The sequence below is a fragment of the Rufibacter tibetensis genome, assembly GCF_001310085.1.
Classification (GTDB): domain Bacteria; phylum Bacteroidota; class Bacteroidia; order Cytophagales; family Hymenobacteraceae; genus Nibribacter; species Nibribacter tibetensis.
The window spans coordinates 2898508-2921053 of sequence record NZ_CP012643.1; the positions used below are offsets into that span (position 1 = coordinate 2898508).

Here is a 22546-nt window from a genome sequence, read left to right on the forward strand (position 1 = left end):
GTGCAGTGCTGTTCTTCTTAACAGGCCCTACATAAGCCTCCGTTGAAAGACATTTTGAGCCTGTTTTGAAGAAATACCCCGTAAACCGATTTATGTACCAGCCCTTTAGAAAACGGAAATCAGTGTAAGTCTTTAGCATGGCGTCGGTTTTTTCATTACTTTTCAAGGTTTTTACAAAATGAATAAGGTCCGCTCTGGCGGAAAACAGTCGTATATATTCAGGATGAATCTAACTTTCTATAAATACCAGGGCACCGGCAATGACTTTGTGGTGCTGGACAACCGAAATGAGTCCATAGCGCTTACCCAGGAGCAAGTGGCCTTTTTATGTGACCGCCGCAAAGGCATAGGAGCAGACGGGCTTATGTTGTTGCAGAACAAAGAAGGCTATGACTTTGAGATGGTTTACTACAATGCAGACGGCCGGCCCAGTTCTATGTGCGGCAACGGAGGCCGGTGTTTAGTGGCTTTTGCTCAGTTTCTGGAGGTAGTAGAGAATCAGGCGTATTTCATTGCCGCCGACGGTCCTCACCAGGCGTTCCTGAAAGATGGATTGGTGCACCTGCAAATGAAGGATGTGGACACTCTGGAAGCTTTAGAGGGAGCCACTTTCCTGGATACGGGCTCGCCACATTACGTGAAGCAGGTGGAGGCGCTGCAGGAGATGAACGTGTTTGCCGAAGGCCGTGCCATCCGCTACTCAGATCGTTTCAAGGCCGAAGGAACCAACGTGAACTTTGTGGAGCATCTGCCAGAAAACAGACTCTCTGTGCGCACCTATGAACGCGGCGTGGAAGATGAGACGTTCTCCTGCGGAACGGGAGTAACTGCCTGTGCTTTGGCCGCCAGCCAGGCCGGCTACGAAAGCCCCATTCATATACAGGTACTGGGAGGCGAACTGCAGGTAAGCTTCGAAAAAGAAGGAACCGGCTTTAAAAACGTATACCTGATTGGACCAGCGGTGCAGGTGTTCAAAGGAGAGATTACCCTTTAAGTAAAGAAACACTTCATAAAAGAGAATCCCTCTCTGTGACTAGTCAAACGCAACCTTAACGTCTTCATTGAATGGCATTGCCTGCTTGCTCACTTATTATTGCGACCTATAACTGGCCGGAGGCACTTAGTCTTTGCCTGCAGAGTGTCATGAAGCAAGCTGTACTGCCACAGGAAGTATTGATTGCCGATGATGGATCTGGCGAAGAGACAAGGGCCTTGATTCATCGGTTCCAGAAAGATTTTCCGGTTCCCCTTCTGCACGTGTGGCAACCTGATCATGGTTTCCAGAAAACCATGATCCTGAACAAAGCCATTGCCCAAGCCAAGGGAACGTATATTGTTCAGGTAGATGGCGATGTGATTTTGCATGACAAGTTTATAGAGGATCATCTTTCCCTGGCCACGCCTAACCGTTTTTTAGCCGGCGGAAGGATAAACCTGTCAGAAGAGCATACCCGGCATGTACTGGAAAACTCAATTGTGACTTTCACCTTACGTGACATCATTAAGACCAGCAATTTGTTTAACGGCCTACGCAGTGGCTTCCTGCGCCGGGTTTTGGCTAACCGCTATAAACTAAAAGGGAAAAATAAGTACTACGCCAAAGGCTGCAACATGTCTTTCTGGCGAAAGGACCTTCTGGCGGTGAATGGTTACAATGAGAACTACGTGGGGTGGGGCCCCGAAGACAGTGAACTTGCCGCCCGCCTCATGAATGCTGGTATCAGGAAAAAATCTCTGAAGATGGGAGGCGTTCAGTACCACTTGCATCATACTTACGTAGACACCAGCCGCAAAGCCATCAATGAAGAGTTGTTGTGTACCACTATCCAGACCAACATAACTTACTGTGAAAAAGGGATAGACCAATACCTTCAAAAGTAGAGAAACTACAGACCCGAGTATTCTTTTAGGTATTGTTGAAGGAAGGAGATGTTTTGAAAATCAGAGAATTAGTTTGTTTTTTTTTTGTATTGTTCTTCTATAATCAGGCTAAAAGTTGGGGTTTGCTTCAGAGAAAATGAAGAAAGCCGGCCAATTTACTTTCTTTGAAATTGAAACTTCATATAAGTAAAGAGATGCAGGCTATATATTCAAAGAGTCGAATTCTTCTTAAATTTATACTTCTGCCCCATGCTGCACACTAACCGTATCTTTCTGCGCGCACCAGAACCTTCTGACTTAGACTTTTTGTACCGTCTGGAGAATGATACAGAGCTTTGGTCAGTTAGTCTTTCGGTGGCTCCTTTTTCCAGGGAGGCGTTGCGGGCTTATTTAGAGAGTGCATCAATGGATATTTTTGCGGCACGCCAGTTAAGGTTAATGGTGTGTCTGCAGGCCGACCGTAGCGCTATTGGTACTGTTGACCTGTTTGACTTTGAGCCTATGCACCAACGGGCGGGAGTGGGCATAGCTTTAGCTGCAGAGCACCGTGGTCACGGGTACGGAAAAGAGACGTTAGAACTCCTGATAAATTATGCAACCCAGGTGCTGCAATTGCATCAGCTTTATTGCTCTGTAGCGCAGGAGAATAGTGCTAGTCTACAGCTTTTTAAGGGTGCGGGCTTTCAGGAAGTAGGCCTAAGAAAGGAGTGGCTCAGAACTCCTCAGGGGTGGCAGGATGTAGTGGAACTTCAGAAGCTCCTATCCCTTTCTTAGAATATAGCTACTGGTTCAGTTTCAAATCTATACTCTGTTTTGATAGTATAATTCTTCCTTTATTCGTTGGATTTATACTGAATTTTGCCCTCTTTTATAGGAGAATCAAGGCTAAATCCTATTAAGGTGCAGCCTTTTTTACGCATTTACGTAAGCTAAGTTAAAAAAAGAAAAGACGCTCTTTTTCCTTTTCTTTTTAGGAATCCACACTTCAAAACTAGCTTTCGATTATGCTTGATCTAGACTCAGATTTCATCCCCGGCGGGGGAGGTAGCTCCCTTTCGTCTGAACCCGAGGTATCTTCTTCCAGTACCTATTCTTCTTCTGTAAATAATGCTCCGCGGGTATCTTCAAACCAGAGTTCTGACACCTCGCTTGAAGCATATCTTTCTTCTGTATCTGCCATCATCTGTTTATCTCACCTGCGTTGGGACTTCGTGTTTCAGCGCCCACAACACTTATTAACCCGTTTTGCCAAGCATACGCGCCTCTTCTACTTTGAGGAGCCTTATTTTGCTGATAATGCGCAGCCTCGCCTGGAAATGCAGGAGCGGGAGAATGGCCGTGTTACCATAGTGGTAGCTCATTTACCAAATGGTCTTACACCTGAAGAGTCAGACGCGAAACAAGCTGAGTTGCTCAACGCCTTCATGGCAGACCATGATCTGGAGAAAACAGTTTTCTGGTACTATACTCCTATGGCGTTGGAGATTTCCCGTCAGTTCAAGCCGGCTTTAACGGTTTTTGACGTGATGGATGAACTTTCTGCCTTCAAATTCGCTCCTCCGCGCTTGCTGGAACTGGAAGCTGAGTTGCTGGAGAAAGCAGATGTGGTGTTCACCGGCGGACAAAGCCTGTATGAAGCCAAGCAGAACAGACACAAAGAAGTATATGCTTTCCCAAGCAGCATAGATAAGGCGCACTTCGCCCAAGCCCGTCAGGAACAGCCAGATCCTGCAGATCAGGCCAACATCCCGCATCCGCGCATGGGGTTCTTTGGAGTGGTAGATGAGCGTTTTGATATTGAGTTACTTCGTGAAGTAGCGCTAGCCCGCCCAGAATGGCAGTTTGTGATTATTGGGCCGGTAGTGAAAATAGATGCGGCAGTATTGCCTTCAAGTAAAAATATCCATTACCTGGGCGGTAAATCGTATCAGGAGTTGCCTACGTATCTGGCAGGTTGGGATGTGGCCATGCTGCTGTTTGCCCACAATGAATCAACCAAATACATCAGTCCAACTAAAACGCCAGAGTACCTGGCTGCGGGCAGACCGGTGGTTTCTACCTCTATTAAAGACGTAGTGCGCCCGTACGGCGACCACAACCTGGTGCAGATTGCCGATGGTGCGAAAGAGTTTGAGGCGGCCCTGGAGAAGGCGCTGGCCCAAAGAGAAGATACTGACTGGAGACGCCGCACAGATGATTTCCTAGCCGGTATCTCTTGGGATAAAACCTGGCAGAACATGGTACGCCTCATGCAGGGCGTATCCAAAACGAAGAGTGCCAACAAGAGCGCTGCTTCAAAATAAAACTCTGCCGGTAAATGTCAGGCTACGTACAGCTGGTTTTCAGCTCCTTTTTCTGAAAGTAGCCCCAAATCAATCAATGTGAAACATCTCCCGAGGTAGGAGACTAAACCGGCAGGACAAAACAGGGCCTGCCGATAACTAAATAACTTAACTATAGCCCATTAATATTATGTTCGACTATCTGATTGTAGGGGCAGGATTTGCCGGGAGCGTATTGGCCGAGCGTTTGGCTACGTATTCCAACAAGAAAGTATTAATCATAGACAAGCGTTCACACATTGCCGGTAACGCCTATGACCACTATAACGAAGACGGGATTCTGGTTCACAAGTATGGCCCCCATATCTTCCATACCAACTCCAAAGACGTTTTTGAATATTTAGGGCAGTTCACCGAGTGGCGCCCTTATGAGCACCGCGTACTAGCCAGTGTAGACGGCCAGCAAGTGCCTATGCCTATTAATCTGGACACTATCAACAAGCTGTATGGCCTGAGCCTGACTTCTTTTGAACTGGACAAGTGGTTTGAATCAGTAGCTGAGAAGGTAGACACCGTGCGCACGTCAGAAGATGTGGTGGTAAGCAAAGTAGGCCGTGAGCTTTACGAGAAATTCTTTAAGAACTACACCCGCAAGCAGTGGGGAATGGACCCGTCTGAACTGGACAAGTCGGTGACTTCACGCGTACCAACCCGTACCAACCGTGATGACCGCTACTTCACAGACACGTACCAAGCCATGCCGTTGCACGGGTTTACCAAGATGTTTGAGAAGATGCTGGATCACCCCAACATTAAAATCATGCTCAACACAGACTACCATGAAATCATTGACATGATTCCGTTCAAGGAAATGATTTACACTGGTCCGGTAGATGAGTACTTTGATTTCAAATATGGTAAGCTTCCGTACCGTTCGCTTGAATTCAAGCATGAGACCGTGAACAAAGAAACCTTCCAACCAGTGGCGGTGGTGAACTACCCTAATGAGCAGCTGTACACCCGCGTAACAGAGTTTAAATACCTGACTGGTCAGCAGCATCCTAAAACCAGCCTGGTATATGAGTTCCCACGTGCTGAGGGTGATCCGTACTATCCAGTGCCTAAACCAGAGAATGCTGAGCTGTACAACAAGTACAAAAAGCTGGCAGACTCTACCTCGGGCGTGCACTTTGTAGGCCGTTTGGCTACATACAAATACTACAACATGGACCAGGTAGTAGCTCAGGCGCTTACTCTGCACAAGAAATTGACAGAGAAAGACAAAGTTGCCCTTCCGGTAGTAGACGGTGTAGATGTACTGCCGAAAGTAGTGCGCGAGGCATTGAACGGAGGTTCAGCCACTCTAAATGGAAGTTCCACCAAAGTGAGTTCGAATGGCAAACATTGAGCTTTGGGGAGGCGTTGAGTGTACCGTAAACCGTGTAGGTGACCAGTACTTTGACCAGCTTGCACAGAGCGGGCATGCACACCGGCTTTCAGACCTGGATCTGTTTGCTGAGTTGGGCATCACAAAAATTCGGTACCCGGTACTGTGGGAAAGTGTTGCCCCAGAACATCCGGAACAACATGACTGGAGTTGGGCAACAGAACGCCTGAACAGACTCCGGGAACTGAACATAGATCCAATCGTGGGGCTGCTGCATCATGGCAGCGGCCCCCGATATACCAATCTCTTAGATGAGGATTTTCCTCAAAAACTGGCGCAATACGCGCGTGCTGTAGCCCAGCAGTTCCCATGGGTAAATTACTACACTCCCATCAATGAGCCGCTGACTACGGCCAGGTTCAGCGCATTATATGGCTTCTGGTACCCGCACACCAAAGATGATGCTTCCTTTGCAAAAGCTTTACTAAATCAAATCAACGGCACTAAACTGGCCATGGAAGCCATCAGGGAAATCAACCCTAATGCTAAACTGGTGCAGACCGATGACCTGGGCTATTCCCACAGTACGCCTGCGTTGCAATACCAGGCAGACTTTGAGAACCACCGCCGGTGGCTTTCCTGGGATTTGCTTTGCGGGAAAGTAGATAAGCAGCATAAGCTTTGGAGTTATTTGTGCAAAATTGGTGTGCCAGAAGAAACCCTTTTGAAACTGGTGGAGAACCCATGTCCGCCAGATATCATTGGGGTGAACTACTACGTCACCAGTGAACGCTACCTGGACGAACGCATTATTGACTACCCGTGGCACACCCATGGCAGCAACGCCAAACACCGGTACGCCGATGTGGAAGCAGTGCGTGTCCAGACGGCCACTCCTCTGGGTGTCCTGAACATTCTGGAACAGGCCTGTGCCCGCTATGATATTCCGGTGGTGATCACAGAGGCCCATCTCTGCTGCACCCGTGAGGAACAGATGCGTTGGCTCGCCGATGTCTGGGATTCTGCCTCGTTTTTGAGAGAACAGGGTAAAAACGTGTTGGCGGTTACGGCCTGGTCCCTTCTGGGGGCTTATGACTGGAACAGCCTGCTCACCAAACAAGCCGGCCATTATGAGCTGGGGCCTTTCGACCTTAAAAACAGCAATGTCCCAGCCAAAACAGCCGTTTCAAAGTTCCTGCAAGGCTTGCCTTCAGGGGCAGAACGCCACCCGCTGCTCAAAATTGACGGATGGTGGAAACGCGTTTGCCGTAGTGTGTACACCACAGTGCCTGAAACCCCGGAAGACTGGAGCCATTCCGCTCCTGAGCAGAATATCACAAAAAGCCTTGTAGTGCCGCCTCTCCTGATTACCGGTGCTACCGGAACATTGGGCCGTGCTTTTGCCCGGGTCTGTGATGTGCGGGGTATTCCGTATGTGTTGCTCACGCGCCAGGACATGGATATTACGGATGCTGCCTCAGTAGAGAAAGTGATCCAGAAATACCGTCCCTGGGCTTTAGTAAATACTGCCGGATACGTGCGGGTAGATGACGCTGAAAAAGAGTCTGCTGCTTGCTTCAGAGAAAACACAGAAGGCGCTGTTACGTTGGCAAAAGCCTGCAAAGCCCACCACATAGGGTTTGTGACCTTCTCCTCTGATCTGGTGTTTGACGGCCAGAAACAGGCGCCATATGTAGAAGAAGACCAACCACAGCCATTGAACGAATACGGCCGCAGCAAAGCACACGCTGAAGAGAAAGTGCTAGCCGCCATGCCCGAAGCCTTGGTGATCAGAACCAGCGCCTTCTTCGGGCCTTGGGATGAGCACAACTTTGTGTACCAGGCTCTGCGAGCAATCGCACATCAGGAGCCGTTCCAAGCTGCTGAGGATAGCTTTGTCTCGCCAACCTTTGTTCCAGACCTGGTGAATATGACGTTGGACTTGCTCATTGATGAGGAAAAAGGCATCTGGCACCTGGCCAACCAAGGTTCTTACAGCTGGGCCCAATTAGCCGAGCTGGCAGCAAACCTGGCGGGGATAGAACCAGGCCCGTGGCTGCAACCAGTACCAATGGAGACATTTAAGTTGCCTGCGGTGCGGCCTGCCTATTCTGCCTTGGGGACTACCAAGCGCGGGGTTTTGCCATCCGTGGAAGACGCCCTCAGAAGATTCCTGCACATGAGTGAGTTTAACTTCAGACCGGTGCAACCAGAAATTACCTCTTCAGAAGACGAGATGCGGTTTGCCGCGCAAGCCTAGTCATCTTTTATTTTACTTCTAAGCCGTTTGGGGCCTGTTTTTCAAAAAGCAGGCTCCAAACGGCTTTTTCATGGTGCTTAGTTACAGTTGGGTAGCCAAACATGTATACTGCTAAAATTGCAGTGCCCAGAATAATTCTGGAACATCCCCCAATTATTCTCCTCCTTTTGCCCTCCTGCAGGCTTTCTGGGTTTTGAAAGCTATTCTTCCCTAACTTTAGAATAATATTCTGTTTTCAAGATGTTTTTGCCAAAACAGGCGGGAATGGTAGGTTTCTCTTGTTTGTTTTGGGTACAAATATAAAAGATTTTAGCTTTCTCTGCCATCCCGTCAGGCGTTGGGCACTAATGTGGGTGTGGTATTGTTTTGGCTAGGTAGAAAATTGTCGAAAAAAACTGCTTATTTTTGAAATTGATTCAAGTACATCTTAATTAGTTATATATGTTTGATTTTGTTGGGAAGACGGTCGCTAAGATTTTCGGAACCAAGTCTGAGCGGGATATCAAAGGGGTATTGCCGTATGTGACTCTTATAAACCAGGAGTTCGCCAAGCTTAATTCCCTTTCTGATGACCAGCTGCGGACACGTACCCAGGAGGTACAGGCCGTAATTGCAGACCGTCTGAAGCCCATTGATGATAAAGTAACGGTTCTGTACCAACGCATAGAGAACGAGCCGGAACTGGATATCGCCCAAAAAGAAGAAATCTTCACGGAGATTGACTCTCTGGAAAAAGACCGCAACAAAGACCTGGAAGTAGTGCTTATGGAAGTGCTGCCGCAGGCCTTTGCCATTGTGAAGGAAACTGCCCGCCGTTTCAAGGAAAACGGTCAGCTAACCGTCACGGCTACTGAACTGGACCACACCTTTGCCTCACGCAAGCCTAACGTGCAGATCAACGGCGACCAAGCCATTTGGGCCAACCGTTGGATTGCCGCCGGTACTGAGGTAGTGTGGGACATGCTTCACTATGATGTGCAGCTGATTGGTGGAATTGTCTTGCACCAGGGTAAAATTGCCGAGATGGCGACGGGGGAAGGAAAGACCTTGGTGGCTACGTTGCCTGCTTTCCTGAACGCTCTGGCAAAACGCGGGGTGCACGTGGTAACCGTGAACGACTACCTGGCCAAGCGTGACTCTGAGTGGATGGCGCCTTTGTTTGAGTTCCACGGCATCACCATTGACTGTATTGACAAGCACCAGCCTAATACCGATGCCCGCCGCAACGCCTATCTAGCGGACATTACCTACGGAACCAACAACGAGTTTGGGTTTGACTACCTGCGCGACAACATGTCTCGTGAGCCAGGTGAATTAGTGCAACGCAAGCACCACTACGCCATGGTAGATGAGGTAGACTCCGTGTTAATTGACGATGCCCGTACCCCATTGATTATCTCTGGTCCGGTGCCGCGCGGCGATGAGCACGAGTTCTACATGTTGAAGCCTCGCGTTTCTGCGTTGGTGGAAGCTCAGCGTAAATTGGTGGGTAACTACTTGGTAGAGGCCAAGCGCCTCATCAAAGAAGGAAATGACAAAGACGGTGGTCTGGCTTTGTTCAGAGCTTACCGTGGTTTGCCTAAAAACAAGCCGTTGATCAAGTTCCTGAGTGAGACCGGTGTTCGCCAGATCTTGTTGAAGACCGAAGCTTTCTACCTGCAAGACCACGCCCGTCAAATGCCCGAGGCTGATAAGCCTTTGTACTTCACCATTGACGAAAAACATAACCAGATTGAACTAACGGAGAAAGGCATTGACCTGATCACCGGTCAGGGCGAAGATCCGCATCTGTTCATTCTGCCAGATATTGGAACGGAGTTGGCCAACATTGAGAACCACAAGGAACTCTCTGCTGATGACAAACTGCACGAAAAAGAGCGCCTGATCCAAGAATACCAGGAGAAGTCACAGCGCGTGCACACCATCAACCAGTTGCTGAAAGCTTATACGCTGTTTGAGAAAGACACCGAGTACATTGTAACCGATGACCACAAAGTAAAGATTGTGGACGAGCAAACTGGTCGGGTAATGGAAGGTCGTCGGTACTCAGACGGCTTGCACCAGGCCATTGAGGCAAAAGAGAACGTGCGTGTAGAAGATGCTACGCAGACCTACGCTACGGTGACCTTGCAGAACTATTTCCGGATGTACCACAAGCTGGCCGGTATGACGGGTACTGCTGAGACTGAAGCCGGTGAGTTCTGGGAAATTTATAAGCTGGACGTGGTAGTAATTCCTACCAACCGTGTAGCCCAACGGAAAGATGAGCACGACAAGGTCTACAAGACCATGCGTGAAAAATACAACGCTGTTTCAGAGGAAATTCAGGAGTTAACCAAACAAGGCCGTCCGGTGCTGGTGGGTACTACTTCGGTGGAGATCTCTGAGTTGGTAAGCCGTATGTTGAAACTGCGCGGAATCCCCCACCAAGTATTGAACGCGAAGCATCACCAGCGTGAAGCTGAGATTGTAGCTGAAGCCGGTAAGCCAGGTACAGTAACTATTGCTACCAACATGGCCGGTCGTGGTACGGATATTAAACTTACTCCAGAGTCTAAAGCTGCGGGTGGGTTGGCTATCATTGGTACTGAGCGTCACGAATCGCGTCGGGTAGACCGTCAGTTACGTGGTCGTGCCGGTCGCCAGGGAGACCCGGGATCATCTCAGTTCTTCGTGTCACTAGAAGACAGCTTAATGCGTCTGTTCGGTTCTGACCGTATTGCCCGTTTGATGGACCGTATGGGTCTGGAAGAAGGCGAAGTGATTCAGCACTCCATGATCACCAACTCTATTGAGCGTGCGCAGAAGAAAGTGGAGGAAAACAACTTCGGTACCCGTAAGCGCCTGCTGGAGTACGATGACGTAATGAACGCTCAGCGTGAAGTGGTGTACAAGCGCCGCCGCAACGCCCTTTATGGTGAGCGTCTGGAGCTGGACATCTGGAACATGATCTATGATACCGCTGAGGACATTGTATTGACGTACAAGGCCACCGGTAACCATGATGACTTCCTACTGCACATCATTAGAGTGTACGGATTCAATTCTACTATTACGGCACCAGAACTAGCTGGACAGCCAGCTGATGTGTTGATGGACCGCTTGTACAACGAAGCATTGGAGTTCTATCTGAACAAATCGCACCATATCATGGAGCAGTCTGCCCCAATCATGGCTGACATCTACCAGAACCGTGGACCAATGATTGAGAACATTGCCGTTCCTTTCTCAGACGGACGCAAGCAGATCACCGCAGTGGCCAACCTGGAGAAAGTGTACAACACCAAAGGCCGTGAGTTGATCAAGACCGTGGAGAAAGTGATCACCTTGGCTACCATTGACCAGGCCTGGACACAGCACCTTCGTGAAATGGATGACCTGAAGCAAAGTGTGCAGAACGCGGTGTATGAGCAGAAGGACCCATTGTTGATTTACAAGTTTGAGTCATTTGAGTTGTTTAAGCGCATGATCAGCAAGGTGAACGAAGAAACTGTTTCCTTCCTGTTCAAAGCAGATCTTCCGGTACAACAGGAGGCACCTGCCCCGGTACAGGAAGCACGTCAGCCCCAAGCGCCAAAGCCACCAAGACTGCACGAGCAAAAAGAAGAGGTGCACTCTACGTTAGAGGAAACCGTGCCGTCAATGCCTAACATGCCTTCTATGCCGCAGGCCCCGCTTCCAAAGCAGGTGCCAATCAGAGCAGAGAGAACAGTTGGCCGCAATGACAAGGTAAGTGTGCAGTATGCAGATGGTCGCGTGATGAAGGACGTGAAGTTCAAAAACGTGGAAAACGATTTGCTCAACAACCGTTGTGTTATCATTGAAGACTAAATCCCTTATCTCTCCAGATCAGAGCTTGGCACCGTATATAGACCATACGGTGCTAAAGCCTGATACTACCAAAGCCATGGTAGCGCAACTCTGCCAGGAAGCAATCCAGCATAGGTTTGCGGCAGTGTGTGTGCCACCTTGTTTTGTGCGTCAGGCGGTGGCAGCGTTGCAGGACACCGGCGTGCAGGTAGCCACCGTGATAGGTTTCCCGCTGGGGTACCAACTGGCCAAAGTGAAGTTTTTTGAGGCTCACCAGGCATTGTCTGAAGGTGCCACCGAAATTGACGTGGTCATGAACATTGCCGCGTTCAAATCAGGAAAGCACGACGAGGTCATGTCTGAGCTGCAGGAACTGAGCACCCTGTGCCACTTCAAGAACTCCATTCTTAAAGTGATCATAGAAACCGCGTTGCTTTCTCCTGAAGAGATTGTGCAGGTTTGCCAGATTTGTGTAGAAGCCGAGGCTGATTACGTGAAGACCTCTACCGGTTTTGCAGCTTCTGGAGCCCAGATTGAAGATGTGTTGCTCATGCGGGCCAACCTGCCCAAGCACATCAAGATCAAAGCCTCCGGCGGAATCAAAACCAAGGAAGCCGCCCTTGCGTTGGTAAACGCAGGAGCAGACCGGATTGGAACATCCTCCGGCGTTTCATTGCTATGATTTGGAGACAAATGACATTCAGACTTTTTACTTTTCTCTGCCTGGGCGCTATGATGAGCTGTGCTGCTACGGGCACTACGTCTTCATCTAGTAACGGCGGCAATACACCTTCTGCTTCCGGTGCTAAAAAAGCGGAGCGCAAGGGAAGTGGAACAGCTCCCCTGATCGACACTAAAAAATACCGGCCTTCCTTTCCAACAACTGCAGAAGGAGCGGCAAGCGCAATGGCAACTGCTGCCCCTACCCATCACGTGGGAGACAAGGTAACGTTGCTCATGGACAGCGTGGCGCAGGTAAATAAAAACATCAAGTACGCGGCGGGTTATCGTATTCTGGCCTATACCGGGATTGACCGCAAAACGGCCATGGATCTCCGGAACAACATCGTGCGCCGCCTGCCTGATATGAAAGATTACCTTACCCACAAACAGCCTACCTACCAGCTCAAGGTTGGAGACTTTTTTACCAGGGTAGAAGCGCAGGCAGCCTTAAGTAAGATTCAGGATTTGCTTCCTAATGCGTTGCTGGTACAGGAAACCATCAACATTCCTAAGTAAGCCCTCAAGTCCAAAAATACCTTCGCCGCTCCTGGTCCGTTTTCTAGAAAACAGACCAGGAGCGGTTTTTTTATGCCCTGAGTTTTCTAAAGGTCAGATTGGGGTATGTAGTAGGTTTGTTTTATGCTTCTTTCTGGAAACGAGGCGAAAAACCTATGTTGAGCTTCGAGAGGGTACCCCTTCAAGAAATAAACGAGGGTGTGCAGGGAGGTTGAACTTGCTCCGGCAGAACACCAGTTGAAATTAGAATGCTCAATACGTATTTTCCGGGGGGGGGGAGAATTACTGTATTTGCTGAAACAACTACTCTATTTGCACTATACCGCTGGATTGAAAACCGGGAGATTCGTTATTTTGGGGAAGAGCGGTATAGTAATGGACAAACAGGACTTCGTTTTATTAACCCTATTTTGCAAAGTGAAAAGGCACTTGGAGCCGGAGGATCACCCCACGTCCTCTTATGAAATTGCCCAGGAAACCCATCTTTCCCTGGACCAGACCCTTGCGGTTTGTGATGATCTGGTTCAGGAGGGCTTCGTCAAAATAAGTCCATTGCATACTCCTCCGCTGGTGTACCTGACCTTGCCCGGACTTGCCCGTGCCCGGAGAATGGAAGCTGACTGCCCGATTTCCAAAGGTTACTCAGCCTAAGAAAAGGAGAAGTAAATACCTTCAATTCTTCAGCTTGGCTTGAAACAAGTGTCAGCAAAATCCAGATAAGTACCTTCACCGCCTTCCTTTTAATTGAAAAACAAACCGAGTACAGGGGTTTATTTTAGAGAGCCTGCCTTACAGGAGGTTTGCATACGAGTTGCTTTTTTCCTGCTGCTTATGGCCCGTTTTCTGGAAAGGAGGCTATAAGCAGCTTTTCGTTTTATAGCTGTACCTTTGCTCAGACTTGTTTGTCCTTCTACTATGCAAGATTTGACCAATCATATTCAGCAACTCGCCAAGCGTTATGCCGCAGACACCGTTGCTACCCGCCAGCACCTGCACCAGCATCCTGAACTATCTTTTCAGGAATACGAGACTTCAGACTACGTTTTCCAGAAGTTGCGGGAGTTTGGGCTTGAGCCGGAACGGGTAACCGAAACCGGCGTTGTTGTCCTCGTCAAAGGCCGAAACCCTGACAAAGCCACCACCGCCCTGCGCGCTGACTTAGACGCGTTGCCTATTTTGGAGACGAATGAGGTGGCCTATAAATCGAGGAACGAGGGCGTGATGCACGCGTGCGGCCATGACGTGCACACTTCTTCCTTGCTGACCACCGCCCGAATCTTGCAGGACCTACGTGAAGAGTTTGAGGGAACTGTCAAGTTGATCTTCCAGCCTGGGGAGGAGAAATTTCCGGGTGGTGCTTCGCTCATGATCAAAGAAGGGGTGCTGGAAAACCCGTCGCCACAAAGCATCATGGGCCAGCACGTGTTCCCGTTTCTTCCGGCCGGTAAAGTAGGGTTTCGGTCTGGCATGTACATGGCCTCCGCCGATGAAATCTATATTACCGTGAAAGGCAAAGGCGGCCACGGCGGATTGCCGGAACAACTGGTAGACCCCGTCCTTATTTCTGCGCACCTGCTGGTAGCCTTGCAGCAAATTGTCAGCCGCCGTGCTAATCCCAAAATTCCGTCTGTCTTGTCCTTCGGGAAAGTGATTGCCAATGGGGCAACCAACGTGATCCCGGGCGAGGTGAAGATAGAAGGGACCTTCCGGACCATGGATGAAGCCTGGCGCGCCGAAGCCAAACAGAAAATAAAGAAACTAGCCGAAGGTCTGTGCGAAAGTATGGGCGGCTCTTGTGAGATCAACATCATGGACGGCTACCCTTTCCTAAAGAATGACCCGGAACTGGTAGCCCGCGCCCGCACCGCCGCCGAGGCCTATCTAGGTGCTGAAAACGTAGTGGAGCTGGACATGTGGATGGCCGCCGAAGACTTCGCGTATTATTCTCAACAAACGGATGCCTGCTTTTATCGTTTGGGCACCAGAAACGAGGAGCGGGGCATTACCTCTGGGGTGCACACGCCTACTTTCAACATTGATGAAGATGCCTTGGAGGTAGGAAGTGGCTTGATGGCCTGGTTAGCAATCAAAGAACTGCAAGCCCTGGCAAATTAGAAATACTGTTCATTTGTAGCCGGTGCCTTTTAAAGCTGTTTTCCTGAAAACAGCCTTAAAGGGCACCGGCTTTTTATAAATATCTTCTTTGATGATAAAACATCTAACCATCACACATGTTTTGCTCGCTGTGTGACCCTAAGAGGTTGTCTAACAATTTAGTCTTAGCGCCAAATAAGTATAAAATAGCAATCTATAAATCAGTTATGTAGACATAATGTCTTGTTTAATTAGTGGGTAATTAAAGTTTAGTGACTTTGTGTCTTGTTTGTCTCTGGTTTTTCAATTGGTATAAAATTTATGAATAGGTAAGTATTCAATTGAAAATTCTAACCTTAGAAATAAAACCATGACAACTGTAAAACAACATCCGGTATTACAAAGCAGAGGCCCACAGACCTTTAGCAGCCTATTAGACACTTTCTTTCAAGACAGTGTGAACAACAGAAGAGTGCAGGGCTTCACGCCAGCGGTAGACCTTTGGGAAACCGAGAAGAGTTTTGAACTTGAGCTTGCTTTGCCAGGGGTGACCAAAGAAAACATTGCGGTTGAGTTTGAAGACGGTGTGCTTCGCGTTAGCGGTGAGCGTGCCTTCAAGAAAGAAAACCAGGAGCAGAAGTACCACCGGGTAGAGAATCTGTACGGTAAATTCAGACGCTCTTTCCAACTGCCAGAAAATGTAGACGCCGCTGCAATTAATGCCCAATTTGAAAACGGTGTGCTGCATATCTCCGTACCAAAAGTAGAGGAGAAGGTAGTGAAGCATCAGATTTTTGTGAAGTAAGAAACGTTAAGGATATGTTAAAAAGGCGCTTTCCAGCGCCTTTTTGGCTTAGTCTTTGTTTACATAAAATACTTGTTTTGCTATTTTAGCGTTTCCCACGTACACAGGAAATAAGACAAGTTTCCTTTTTTAAAAGAGATACTATCCATTTTTTAACCTTTATAGCTGACCTATAAATATGAGAACAAAACAGTTTATGTTAGGGCTGATGCTCTCCGCAATGGTGGGTGGAGGTGTGGCTGTTGGTGGTTATAAACTGCTGGAAGATGAAACGCCTGCCACCGGGCAACAGCTGCCAAATACTAATGTTCGGTACACCAGTGCCATGCGGTCTTCTGACGTGGTGGTGCCCGAAGGCTTGAATTTTGTTACCTCCGCAGAGTTGGTAACCCCAGCAGTAGTCCACGTAACTACAGAATATAAAGTGCAGGCCCGTCGTGGTCCAAGCGCAAGTGAGATGCACCCCTTCTTCCGTGATTTCTTCGGAGACGATTTTGAAGGATATCAACGCCAGCAACAAGGTCCGGCTATGGGCTCTGGTTCTGGGGTAATTATTGCCTCTAACGGGTATGTGGTTACCAACAACCACGTAATTGACCGTGCAGACAAGATTCAGGTAATCCTGGACGATAAACGCACCTTTGAAGCTACTCTGGTAGGTACTGACCCTAATACAGATATTGCACTGCTTAAAATCAACGCTGACAACCTGCCTGCCTTACGGTATGGTAACTCAGACAATGTGAGAGTTGGCGAGTGGGTGTTGGCAGTAGGTAACCCCTTCAACCTGAACTCTACGGTGACTGCCGGTATTGTGAGCGCGAAAGGCCGTAATGTAGGTATCCTGCAAGGTGCCGGTAACATGAGCGTAGAGTCTTTCATCCAGACCGATGCCGCTGTGAACCCTGGTAATAGTGGGGGAGCCTTGGTGAACCTGAATGGGGACCTGATTGGTATCAACACCGCCATTGCTTCACAGACTGGGTCCTTTGCTGGTTATTCCTTTGCTGTTCCTTCGTCTATTGTAAGCAAAGTGGTAGATGATTTGCTCAAATATGGCGAAGTACAACGTGCTTTGTTAGGAGTACAGATGCAGGAAGTGAATGCTGACCTTGCCAAAGAGAAAAACCTAAAAACCTTGAACGGGGTGTATGTAGCTGGTTTCTCTGAAAGCAGCGCCGCTAAAACTGCTGGTTTACAAGAAGGTGACGTAATCACGCAAATCAACGGGGTGAAGGTAAATACCAGTGCCCAGTTGCAAGAGCAAGTGACAAGATACCGTCCGGGCGATAAGATCAAAGTAGCCTTTTTGCGCGGAGGAAACGAGAAGACAATCAATGTGACCCTGCGTAATGCCAGCGGAAGTACTGAGATTGTGAAACGCGACCCTAACTCAACTAAAGCCGTGACTATTGACGGTGCCAGATTTGAAGCTGCTTCTAAGCAGGAGCTAAACAAACTGGAATTGACAGGTGGGGTTAAAATTTCTGGAGTAGAGAAAAGTGCTTTTGCCGAAACCGGTATGAAAGATGGCTTCATCATCACCAGCATTGACAAAACACCTACCAACACGCCGCAAGACGTGGACAAGGTGCTTAAAAATACGCGCCGTGGAGGTCTCCTGATTGAAGGAGTTTATCCAGATGGTCGTAGAGCCTACTACGCCATGGGTCGATAATTCAATGCAGTTTTAAGCAAAACAGCCTTGAAACAACTTATCAAAAGCCTCTGCCTTTAGGCAGGGGCTTTTTTGTTTTATATGTTCTGAGAAAGACCTATACTCGTACTTCTATTCCCCACTCCTCAATAAGGACCCCTATGCAGACCAACATCACCGATATACTTGCCCAGTTAGGCATCAAGGAAACTAATCCCGCTTACAGTACCGGTTTAACCTGGGGCGGTGAAAACAACCCAGAAACCCGTACCATCCATTCGCCTACCAATGGCAAAACTATTGCCACAGTGAACATGGCTTCTGAAGCAGACTATGAGCAGGTGGTGACCACCGCCCAACAAGCTTTTCTGCAGTGGCGCACGTGGCCTTCTCCTAAGCGGGGCGAAGTGGTGCGGCAAATTGGGCTGAAGCTCCGCGAGTACAAAGAGCCACTGGGCAAACTGGTCAGCTATGAGATGGGCAAAATTCTTCAAGAAGGTTTTGGCGAGGTCCAGGAAATGATTGATATCTGTGACTTTGCGGTAGGCTTATCACGGCAGTTACACGGCTATACCATGCACTCAGAACGGCCTACGCACCGCATGTATGAGCAGTACCATCCCTTGGGTGTAGTGGGCATAATTTCGGCCTTTAACTTTCCGGTGGCCGTGTGGAGTTGGAATGCCATGCTGGCCACTATCTGCGGCGACGTGGTGGTGTGGAAACCCTCAGAGAAAACCCCTTTAACTGCCGTGGCCTGCCAATACATCATTCAGGAGGTGCTCAGGGAAAACGAGGTGCCGGAAGGAGTTTTCAACTTCATCATAGGAGATGCCACTATCGGGAGCAAAATGGCGCATGATGAGCGATTGCCTTTGATTTCTGCCACAGGTTCTACGCGCATGGGCAAGAAAGTAGGTGAGGCAGTGGGGCGGCGTTTAGGGCGTTCTTTGCTGGAATTAGGCGGAAACAACGCGATCATTTTGACGCCAAACGCAGACCTGGAAATGGCCATAAGAGCAGTTGTATTTGGGGCAGTAGGAACCTGCGGCCAACGCTGTACTTCTACCCGTCGTCTCATTATCCATGACAGCATTTATGACGAGGTGAAAGAGCGTTTGTTGAAGGTGTACCCCAACCTGCCCATAGGAGATCCGCTCAAAGACGGAATTCTGGTAGGGCCGCTCATTGACAAAGATGCTACAAAAGCTTTCCTGGATGCCTTGGAAAGAGTGCAGCAGGAAGGCGGAAATCTGTTGATTGGTGGAGAAGTGCTGGAAGGCGAGGAGTACGCCACCGGTACCTATGTTACGCCAGCCATTGTGGAAGCAGAGCATAGCTACCACACCGTGCAGGAAGAAACGTTTGCGCCTATTCTATACTTGATCAGATACAGCGGCGATGTGAACAATGCCATTGACATCCAGAACGGGGTGCGGCAAGGGTTGTCTTCATCTATCTTTTCTTCTAACCTGCTGGAGACAGAGGCATTTCTGAGCCACTGGGGTTCTGACTGCGGTATTGCCAACGTGAACATTGGTACCTCCGGGGCCGAGATTGGCGGGGCATTTGGTGGCGAGAAAGACACTGGTGGCGGACGTGAGTCTGGGTCAGATGCCTGGCGGTTCTACATGCGGCGTCAAACCAACACCATCAACTTCGGGCGGGAGCTGCCGTTGGCGCAGGGCATTAAATTTGACTTGTAAGCACGTAAATAAAGCGGAAGATTCTAGCGTTTTAGGTAAGAGGGGCAAGGCTGTGGGGAAGAACGAGTCAGAACATTAAGAGAGTCACACTAAACAAAATAATGGATACCTCCATCAAAAACGCGCAAAGGCAAGGGATTACCTATGCGCTGAAAGCCACCTTGGCCACCGAAGTGGTCATAGCTGTGCTCTTTTTTACTCTTCTCCTGTCAGTAACCAGCTCTGTGCAAATGTTCTTAGACATTGTTACTTATCTGGGAGCTGTGAACGTGGTCCTCTTTATCATCTCCAGCCTGCTATTTGCTTATCTGATTGGCCGAAGAGCTGGCGTGAAAATCTTGGTCCGGAAAAAGCGGCACACCTGGATAGGGCTTTTCTCAGGGTTGAAAGTGGTCCTGTTTTCCACCTTGGTCTGCAGTGCCGCGGCTCTGCTGTTACAGGCTACTACCGGAGCCATAGAAAAAGGCTGGCTGCTGAACTACATGATGAAACCCTTTGCCTGGATGGCCGTGCTGTGCCTCCTTCCCGTAACCATTGCCGGACTTTGGTACGGCTATAAACTGAAAAGCAAGCTGGAGCTGTAATGACGAAAAGAAACGTATTGATTGGGTTTGCGGGTGCTGCCCTAATCCTTCTATTGCCAGCTTTGCTTACCGCGCAAATCACAGACAAGAATTCTATTGTGGCCAAAGGTGCCAAGGTGGAGAAACTAGGCGATGGGTACGCTTTTACCGAGGGACCGGCAGTAGACCGTGAGGGGAACGTGTTCTTCACAGATCAGCCCAATAACAAGATCTACAAATGGTCCGCCAGCACAGGAAAAATCAGCCTGTTTTCAGATCAGGCCGGGCGATCAAATGGCCTGTATTTTGACCAGAAAGGCAACCTCATCGCCGCGGCAGACTTAGATAACCAGATTTGGTCATTTGATAAAGCCGGGCGTCCTACGGTTCTGGTGAAAGACTACCAAGGCAAACTGCTCAACGGACCCAACGATCTTTGGATTACCCCAAAAGGCGGCATGTACATCACAGACCCCTTGTATAAACGAGAGTACTGGACCAGAAATCCCGAAAGGCAACAGGATGGCGAGCATCTCTATTACCTGAGTCCTGATAAGTCAAAGTTTTACCGGGCAGACACCACCTTGGTAAAGCCTAACGGGATCGTAGGTACGCCGGACGGAAAGAAGCTGTACGTGGCAGACATAGAAGCAAACAAAACCTATGTGTACACGATTAACGCTGACGGATCTCTCTCAAACAAAAAGTTGTTTGCACCCATGGGTTCTGATGGAATGACAATCGATAACAGGGGAAATGTGTACCTCACAGGCAAGGGCGTAACCGTGTTTGATAAGGCAGGCAAGCAGATTGCGCACATTCCCATCCAGGAGAACTGGACCGCCAATGTGGTGTTCGGCGGAAAAGACCGGTCAACCCTTTTTATTACGGCAATGGGTGCGGTGTATGGCTTGAAAATGAAAGTGAAAGGCATGTAACAAAACTGCGTACTTCTGATGAAAGCTGGTGTTTTAAGCCCGTTTTTGCAAAAGTAATGTCACAAAAACGGCACAGTTGGATGCTCTTATTTTGGATTCAAACAGGGATGATAACTAAGAAGCCCAAACCAGTACAACTGGTTTGGGCTTCTTAGTTTTAAGGCTACTATTTAGAAAACGCCTGATAAAGGAGAGGAATGCACGTCAGGGTTTCCATACCTCAGATAGAATTCTTATCTTTTACTTACCTGCTACCCTTGTGCTTATGACAACCGTATCTACTGCTGCCTTCCGTAAATTAGTCGCCAATCCGGTGAATTTGAAGCTTTTCCTGCTCAAGAACCTGCCCATGGCGTATCTGGCGGGCATCAGAATCAGAAAACTCACGGACCAGGAAGCGCAGGTGGTTATCAAATACAGGTATATCACTAAAAATCCGTTCAGGTCAATTTACTTCGCCTGTTTGGCCATGGCTGCCGAAATGGCTTCTGGGGTGTTGAGTATGATGCACCTGTACCAGGCGCAGCCGTCGGTGTCTATGCTGGTAGTAGGCATGGAGGCTGAGTTCAGCAAAAAAGCCGTGGGTACCATCACCTTCACCTGTTCAGATGGGGAGGCTATTGCCGCTGCCGTAAGGGTGGCCCAACGCACAGGGCAGGGAAGTAACCTACAAGCCGTGAGCATTGGCCGCGATGGAAAAGGGGAGGAGGTAGCCCGGTTTAGGATCACCTGGTCCTATAAAGCCCGGGCCACAAAAGCTTAACCTTTCTTGCTGGTTTTCTTCAGAAACTCCTTCACTTCCTTCTGGAACGCCACGTTCTGCTCCAGGTAAATCACGTGGCCGCCCGGCATGGAAACCGTAGTCTGGTTCGGGAATTTAAAGCTCTTGTAATGGTCTGGGCCAATAGAGAAATCCTGCTGCCCAGAGATTACCAGCACCGGCATCTTCAGATGCTTGGACACCTCGGTGAAATTTTGGAAGTACTCTGGGTAATTAGACCAGGCCTGGCCAAAGCTGTAGTTTGACGGGCGCTTGGCATCTTCTTCGTTCATTTTCCGCAGGCCCTCAGCGGTGGTGTACATGAGCTGGTGGTATTTGTCTTTTTCGTTCAGCGCCTGAATGATCATCATAAACCGGTCAATCACTGGCTTGGTCTTGTCCAAGAAAAGGGCGGGGTTCTCAGGCTTCAGAATCTCTAATCCTTTGTCTATCTGCACCTGGGCCGAGTAGTTCAGGTTTAGCGTGCCATTTAGCAAAATCATGCGGGAAATGGTTTTTGGGTAGTAATAGGCATACTCGGTAGCAAGAATGCCCCCGAAGGAGTGGGCTAGTACGGTCCAGGTGGGGTGCTTCAGCTGTTGCCGGATCTCATCAAAGTCCTGTGCTATGCGCTGCGGGCCGTAGTTGCCGGTTGGTGCTTTGCCAGAACGGCCGCTGCCGCGCTGGTCTACATAAATCATCTGCAAAGAATCTTCCAGGGCGTTAATGCCAAGCACTTCAAAGGAGTGGCTCCAGGCGCCGGGCCCGCCGTGCACAAACAGACAGGGGCGGCCTTTGCCAGATACCTTCACATAGAGTTCGGTGCCGTCACTCACGGTGAGGCGCATCTCCCGGGCAGCGGTTTGGGAAGAAGAGGCAGGAGTGGGGTTGGTTTGGGCGAGGGTGTCAGAAAAACTGAATCCCAGCCACAGGGTCAGAGTAAGAAGGAAGTAGGGTTTCATAGGTGTGGATCTTTATGGCAAAAATGGGAAATAAATTGAATAAATTAAGGGAGTAAAAAACCCTGCAAATTTTTGGAACGTGGTGCAACCATGGGGCTTTTGCTTAGTCTTTAGAGTAGAAGTTTGGAACAGATGAGAGCCACGAGGCTCAGCGAATAGGGAAGGTGTTGTTCCGGGTTACTGTTACTTAGATTACCGTCAT

General features: G+C 49.0%; 18 protein-coding genes. 17 read left to right on the forward strand and 1 reads right to left on the reverse strand.

Annotation, left to right across the window (positions count from 1 at the left end; translation table 11 throughout):
• Positions 1–223 precede the first annotated feature (223 nt).
• The 17 genes from dapF (at position 224) to DC20_RS11875 (ending at position 21385) form a co-directional block, all read left to right on the forward strand.
• Entirely contained in the window at positions 224–994 is a 771-nt protein-coding gene (dapF, locus tag DC20_RS11795; protein ID WP_062544011.1) for a diaminopimelate epimerase, read from the forward strand.
• A gap of 71 nt (positions 995–1065) precedes the next feature.
• Complete coding sequence (locus DC20_RS11800) at positions 1066–1881, forward strand: glycosyltransferase family 2 protein (protein ID WP_062544012.1); 816 nt, start codon at positions 1066–1068, stop codon at positions 1879–1881.
• 249 nt (positions 1882–2130) lie between these two features.
• Positions 2131–2655, forward strand: a complete 525-nt coding sequence (locus DC20_RS11805; RefSeq protein ID WP_062544013.1) for a GNAT family N-acetyltransferase — start codon at positions 2131–2133, stop codon at positions 2653–2655.
• 230 nt (positions 2656–2885) lie between these two features.
• Positions 2886–4184 (forward strand): glycosyltransferase family 1 protein, encoded by a 1299-nt coding sequence (locus DC20_RS11810; RefSeq protein ID WP_083470312.1) that lies wholly within the window; start codon positions 2886–2888, stop codon positions 4182–4184.
• A 169-nt stretch (positions 4185–4353) separates the two neighbouring features.
• Positions 4354–5571 (forward strand): UDP-galactopyranose mutase, encoded by a 1218-nt coding sequence (glf, locus tag DC20_RS11815; RefSeq protein WP_062544014.1) that lies wholly within the window; start codon positions 4354–4356, stop codon positions 5569–5571.
• Positions 5558–7810 carry a dTDP-4-dehydrorhamnose reductase gene (gene rfbD / locus DC20_RS11820; protein ID WP_071885447.1) on the forward strand — a complete coding sequence of 751 codons (2253 nt, stop codon included), beginning with the start codon at positions 5558–5560 and terminating at the stop codon, positions 7808–7810. The genes glf and rfbD overlap by 14 nt, the downstream gene beginning before the upstream one ends.
• A gap of 441 nt (positions 7811–8251) precedes the next feature.
• Positions 8252–11641: a preprotein translocase subunit SecA gene (secA, locus tag DC20_RS11825; protein WP_062544015.1), complete on the forward strand. Its 3390-nt coding sequence runs from the start codon at positions 8252–8254 to the stop codon at positions 11639–11641.
• On the forward strand, positions 11631–12302 hold the full coding sequence (deoC, locus tag DC20_RS11830; protein ID WP_245652201.1) for a deoxyribose-phosphate aldolase: 672 nt from the start codon (positions 11631–11633) through the stop codon (positions 12300–12302). Before secA ends, deoC begins: the two co-directional genes overlap by 11 nt.
• Before the next feature lie 11 nt (positions 12303–12313).
• Positions 12314–12859 carry a sporulation protein gene (locus DC20_RS11835; RefSeq protein WP_157593142.1) on the forward strand — a complete coding sequence of 182 codons (546 nt, stop codon included), beginning with the start codon at positions 12314–12316 and terminating at the stop codon, positions 12857–12859.
• 417 nt (positions 12860–13276) lie between these two features.
• The gene (locus DC20_RS11840) at positions 13277–13510 is read left to right on the forward strand and encodes a hypothetical protein (RefSeq protein ID WP_157593143.1); all 234 of its coding nucleotides are present in this window, start codon (positions 13277–13279) and stop codon (positions 13508–13510) included.
• A gap of 264 nt (positions 13511–13774) precedes the next feature.
• Positions 13775–14974, forward strand: a complete 1200-nt coding sequence (locus DC20_RS11845) for a M20 metallopeptidase family protein (protein WP_062544018.1) — start codon at positions 13775–13777, stop codon at positions 14972–14974.
• Between the two features lie 349 nt (positions 14975–15323).
• Positions 15324–15758, forward strand: a complete 435-nt coding sequence (locus DC20_RS11850) for an Hsp20/alpha crystallin family protein (RefSeq protein ID WP_062544019.1) — start codon at positions 15324–15326, stop codon at positions 15756–15758.
• 178 nt (positions 15759–15936) lie between these two features.
• Positions 15937–17436, forward strand: coding sequence for a Do family serine endopeptidase (locus DC20_RS11855; RefSeq protein ID WP_062544020.1), 1500 nt, complete (start codon positions 15937–15939; stop codon positions 17434–17436).
• 140 nt (positions 17437–17576) lie between these two features.
• Positions 17577–19121: an L-piperidine-6-carboxylate dehydrogenase gene (gene amaB / locus DC20_RS11860; RefSeq protein WP_062544021.1), complete on the forward strand. Its 1545-nt coding sequence runs from the start codon at positions 17577–17579 to the stop codon at positions 19119–19121.
• Positions 19122–19222: 101 nt separating this feature from the next.
• A complete protein-coding gene (locus DC20_RS11865; protein ID WP_062544022.1) occupies positions 19223–19705 on the forward strand; it encodes a hypothetical protein in 483 nt (160 codons plus the stop codon).
• A complete protein-coding gene (locus DC20_RS11870) occupies positions 19705–20622 on the forward strand; it encodes an SMP-30/gluconolactonase/LRE family protein (RefSeq protein WP_062544023.1) in 918 nt (305 codons plus the stop codon). Before DC20_RS11865 ends, DC20_RS11870 begins: the two co-directional genes overlap by 1 nt.
• A gap of 265 nt (positions 20623–20887) precedes the next feature.
• Positions 20888–21385 (forward strand): DUF4442 domain-containing protein, encoded by a 498-nt coding sequence (locus DC20_RS11875; RefSeq protein WP_062545932.1) that lies wholly within the window; start codon positions 20888–20890, stop codon positions 21383–21385.
• On the opposite strand, the gene DC20_RS11880 is transcribed toward DC20_RS11875, so the two are convergent.
• Entirely contained in the window at positions 21382–22344 is a 963-nt protein-coding gene (locus DC20_RS11880; RefSeq protein WP_062544024.1) for an alpha/beta fold hydrolase, read from the reverse strand. The genes DC20_RS11875 and DC20_RS11880 overlap by 4 nt on opposite strands.
• Positions 22345–22546: the final 202 nt, after the last annotated feature.